This is a genomic window from Neorhizobium sp. SHOUNA12A (assembly GCF_023006505.1).
Lineage (GTDB): Bacteria > Pseudomonadota > Alphaproteobacteria > Rhizobiales > Rhizobiaceae > Neorhizobium.
This window is the reverse complement of sequence record NZ_JALBGV010000171.1, coordinates 1-3,403: the sequence shown is the minus strand read 5'-3', so window position 1 is coordinate 3,403 and position 3,403 is coordinate 1. Positions and strand designations below refer to the sequence as shown.

The following is a 3,403-nucleotide window of genomic DNA, read 5'->3' as shown; positions in this document are numbered from 1 at the left end:
ACCGCCAGCGCCGGCCGCCAAAAGCTGGTGGATCGCGCCAAGCTCGCCCTCTCCTCCGATCTCGCCCGCCGCTGGACGCTTGCCGAGATCGCCCGGGAGGCCGGCGTCTCGCCAGTCTACCTGACCCAGGTTTTCCAGCAGGTTGAGGGCACGCCGCTCTACCGCTATCAGCTGCGTCTCCGGCTCGCCCGCGCACTCGACCTGCTCGGCACTTATGACGACCTGACGGAGCTCGGGCTGGACCTTGGCTTTTCGAGCCACAGCCACTTCTCCTCGGCTTTCCGGCAGGCCTATAGCCGGACGCCGGCAGAATTCCAGCGCTTTGCGGGCTTGAGATAACACGGCGCAAAGTCGCTAAAGATTCTGACAGCGCAAGACCGGCCAAAAGTGCTTTTCTTCTTCCCGTAAGGTCAACATCGGGAGATGCCATCATGAAAGAGAATACCTGCGCCGCCTGCGACTGCGAACTCGATGCAACGCGGATTGCGGTGAAGATCGGCGGCAAGACGGTCGAGGTCTGCTGCGAGGAATGCGCCGAAGCACTGCGCGAAGCGGAAGCTGCGACCCGCACGGCCCAGGCAGCCAGTAAGTAAATGACAGCCAACACGTAAACGACCGACATCGAGACGGGCGCCAGACGCCCGCCTCCCAAACACCGGCCGTGCATCGGCCACCCCATCTGGAGAAAGACCATGAAAAACGAGAACCGGGCGGTCTTCGACCGCGCATCGGAACGCTATCACCTTGTCTTGGAACTACCGCCCACAGCGGAGCACCAGCCGCCCGCAGCGGACGTTCCATCGGCCAAACCGTCGCTCCTGCACCGCTTGGTCGCCGTCATCGTCGGAACATTCCGCCGATACCGGAACCGGCTGGCGCTGCTCGAGTTGACCGATGATCAGCTGAAAGATATCGGCGTCTCCCGCAGCCAGGCTTATGGCGATATCAGCCGCTACCGCCGCAGCAGCGCGCACAGTCTGGAACGCAAATGCCTCTGACCCGGCAGAAATAGGTGAGGCAAAGAAACGCCAAAATCCCCCTTCCCAGCGGCTCCACCAGAGCGTCGTATATTACGACATTGTAATGATATAACGCTTCCGTGATGACTTGAATCACTGTTCTGCCGTACTTATCTGTCACTTGGGTCGGTGCGGGGTCGAAAATGACCTGCGCCGCTTGGCTCGCCTTCAGCATGTACAGCAAGATCAAAAAGGGAGCCGATACATAGATCGGAAAGGGGTGCTTTATGGCCCGCAATACTCTGCCTTCCATTACTGCCGGTGAAGCCGGCCTCAACCGCTATCTCGACGAAATCCGTAAGTTTCCCATGCTGGAACCCCAGCAGGAATACATGCTGGCGAAACGGTATGCCGAACATGCCGACCGGGATGCGGCCCACAAGCTGGTCACCAGCCATCTTCGTCTCGTGGCAAAGATCGCCATGGGTTACCGCGGTTATGGCCTGCCGATCGGCGAAGTCGTTTCCGAGGGCAATGTCGGCCTGATGCAGGCCGTCAAGAAGTTCGACCCGGAACGCGGATTCCGCCTGGCAACATACGCAATGTGGTGGATCAAGGCCTCGATCCAGGAATATATCCTGCGGTCCTGGTCGCTCGTGAAAATGGGCACCACCGCCAACCAGAAGCGGCTGTTCTTCAACCTGCGCCGGTTGAAGGGCAAGATCCAGGCGATCGACGAAGGTGATCTGAAGCCCGACCAGGTGGCCGAAATCGCCACCAAGCTGAACGTCTCCGAGGAGGAGGTGGTTTCCATGAACCGCCGCCTGTCCGGCGACGCCTCGCTGAATGCGCCGATCCGCGCCACCGAAGGCGAATCCGGCCAGTGGCAGGATTGGCTGGTGGACGACCACGAAAGCCAGGAAGCCGTACTGATCGAGCAGGACGAACTCGACACGCGCCGCCGCATGCTGGCCAAGGCGCTGAGCGTGCTGAACGACCGCGAACGCCGCATCTTCGAAGCCCGTCGTCTTGCCGACGATCCGGTAACTCTTGAGGAACTGTCGGCCGAGTTCGACATCAGCCGCGAACGCGTCCGTCAGATCGAAGTCCGTGCCTTTGAAAAGGTGCAGGAAGCGGTTCAGAAGGAAGCGCTCGCCCAGGCGAACGCTCTGCGCGTCGTCGACGCGTAGTCCGCCGCGACGCTGACGATATGAAAGGGGCTGCTTCGGCGGCCCCTTTTCTTTATCTTGAGCATCCATCTACTGGAAAGGGAGAAGCAGGGATGGCATCGCGCATCACACTCAGAGAGCTTGCCGGCAGCTACGCCATTGCCAGGCTTGAAGCTGCCGACCGTATTCCCGCATGGGCCGACGGCGACGGTTTCGTCAGCATCAACCGCACCGACGACGAACTTTCGATCGCCTGCCGCGAGGAGCGCGTGCCTTCCGGCATCAAACAGGATGGCGGCTGGACCTGCTATAAATTGCAGGGGCCTTTCGCATTCGGAGAAACCGGCATCGTGCTCTCAGTGATCCAACCGCTTTCGGAAAACGGCATCGGCATTTTCGTCGTCTCCACCTTCGACGGCGACCATCTGCTGATCAAGACGACCGACAGACCGAAGGTCCGCGAGCTGCTGCAGGCGGCCGGTCACACGCTTGTTTAGGTGATACAAAGCCACCTGAAACCTAATCTTCCTGGCATGGGAGGTTCGGCAACCGGGTTTGCGCAGATCAAACGGCATCACGACAGTAAAAAGCCGACGATGTCACCACCGCCGGCTCCTGTATTCCTATTGGGTGACAAGCTGTCACTGTCCGCTGGCGGTCGCTCCGAGCGTGCCCCATTCGCGGATAGCATCGTTGAAGGCGCGTTCCCCGTCCGGCCCCTTCTGGAGGGTCAGCAGCGCACGGCGCCCATTGCGATAGGCTATCGGAATGTCGATCCAGTTGCGGTTGCGCAGGAGTTCCAGATTGGTCGAGCGTGCGTCCGGGAAATCGTTGAGTGCGATCATGTGGAAATCGTCGGTGATCTTGGCAGGCACCGCGATCAGTGCGTTGCCGCGATCCTGTTCGCTCGACTTCATGGCGATGCGCTGCACGCTTTCGATCGCGCCGCCTTCGAAATCCGGCGGCACGGCGAAGACGATCTCGATCAAGTGACTTGCCGGCAGCGACGGGTCGCTATTGCGCTTGAAGGTCATCAGCGCCGTCAGTCCCCTGCCCGGCACGTTGATCCGCCCCTGAACGACAGGCTCCTGCCGGCCATTCGCACCGGCTTCGCGTTGAAGCGACCAGGACACCGTGCCGTCGATGGCCGTCGGCGCCGTCTGCCCGATCCGCTCCTCGTAGAGGAACATTTTTTGGCCTGCGAGCGCCGGAGCCTCCGCCGGGTTCGCCGGCGGGGTGCTGGCGGGCGGGGCGACGTTATTCGGCGTGGGCACC

General features: G+C 61.2%; 5 protein-coding genes and 1 pseudogene. 5 read left to right on the top strand and 1 reads right to left on the bottom strand.

Annotated elements, in window-relative coordinates; genetic code table 11:
• From MOV63_RS32160 to MOV63_RS32140, 5 genes are all read left to right on the top strand, one after another.
• A partial coding sequence (locus MOV63_RS32160) for an AraC family transcriptional regulator (protein WP_247039800.1) occupies positions 1–339 on the top strand: 339 nt, incomplete at its 5' end.
• 92 nt (positions 340–431) lie between these two features.
• Positions 432–593: a hypothetical protein gene (locus MOV63_RS32155; RefSeq protein WP_247039799.1), complete on the top strand. Its 162-nt coding sequence runs from the start codon at positions 432–434 to the stop codon at positions 591–593.
• 99 nt (positions 594–692) lie between these two features.
• Positions 693–998, top strand: coding sequence for a DUF1127 domain-containing protein (locus MOV63_RS32150; RefSeq protein WP_247039798.1), 306 nt, complete (start codon positions 693–695; stop codon positions 996–998).
• Between the two features lie 248 nt (positions 999–1,246).
• Complete coding sequence (gene rpoH / locus MOV63_RS32145; protein WP_038544637.1) at positions 1,247–2,149, top strand: RNA polymerase sigma factor RpoH; 903 nt, start codon at positions 1,247–1,249, stop codon at positions 2,147–2,149.
• Between the two features lie 92 nt (positions 2,150–2,241).
• A complete protein-coding gene (locus MOV63_RS32140) occupies positions 2,242–2,625 on the top strand; it encodes an ACT domain-containing protein (protein WP_247039797.1) in 384 nt (127 codons plus the stop codon).
• A 144-nt stretch (positions 2,626–2,769) separates the two neighbouring features.
• On the opposite strand, the pseudogene MOV63_RS32135 reads toward MOV63_RS32140, so the two are convergent.
• A pseudogene (locus MOV63_RS32135) lies at positions 2,770–3,403 on the bottom strand (hypothetical protein); the annotation flags it as partial.

Coding starts and splice junctions, on each gene's coding strand:
- MOV63_RS32155 (WP_247039799.1), top strand. CDS start 432: ATGAAAGAGAATACCTGCGCCGCCTGCGACTGCGAACTCGATGCAACG.
- MOV63_RS32150 (WP_247039798.1), top strand. CDS start 693: ATGAAAAACGAGAACCGGGCGGTCTTCGACCGCGCATCGGAACGCTAT.
- rpoH (WP_038544637.1), top strand. CDS start 1,247: ATGGCCCGCAATACTCTGCCTTCCATTACTGCCGGTGAAGCCGGCCTC.
- MOV63_RS32140 (WP_247039797.1), top strand. CDS start 2,242: ATGGCATCGCGCATCACACTCAGAGAGCTTGCCGGCAGCTACGCCATT.